The following is a 552-nucleotide window of genomic DNA, read 5'->3' on the forward strand; positions in this document are numbered from 1 at the left end:
TGGCAGCACATCGGCCAGCCGGTTGAGCGGTTCAGCCTGCGTGTAATGTCCGGCCTGATATTTCAGATGCTGTCGGGTATAGAATTGCGCAGGCTCCAGCGCTTCAGCGAAGATTTGCAACGCAACCGTATCGCTGCTGTTCGCCAGGCGCATCATCTGCAACTGCGTCTCCGCGTGCTGTTGCAGGCCCACCGACACAGCGGACCAGCTATCAACGGCCGCCAGCCGCTGATACATATTTTTCTCATCCGTCACGTCAGAGGCCGACCACAGCCGCTCTGCCACTACAAATGCCCGGGGCCACAGACGGACGTCAATCACGTTCTCATCGACGATTTCGCTCCACAGTGCCGCTTCCCCGCCCAGCAGGTTATTTCGCAACTGGGCGTCATCCGGCAGCACCGGTTTTATACCCTGCGGAGGCTGCGGCAACCTGCTGCCCACCGTAGGATAGCGCACGTTACCGATGCGCCAGTAGCCACTCATGTTGTCGCCCGCCAGGGTGAGCACCGGACGAAGCTCCCCCATCCAGCTGTCGACACGGAAGGTAAA

Annotated in this window: 1 protein-coding gene; it reads right to left on the minus strand. The window is 60.1% G+C overall.

The window, feature by feature from the left end; genetic code table 11:
- Window positions 1-552: family 20 glycosylhydrolase (locus WH277_RS01010; RefSeq protein WP_339503855.1), on the minus strand; the 552-nt coding region annotated here is incomplete at both ends.

The sequence above is a fragment of the Erwinia sp. MYb416 genome, from assembly GCF_037479575.1.
Lineage (GTDB): Bacteria > Pseudomonadota > Gammaproteobacteria > Enterobacterales > Enterobacteriaceae > Erwinia > Erwinia rhapontici.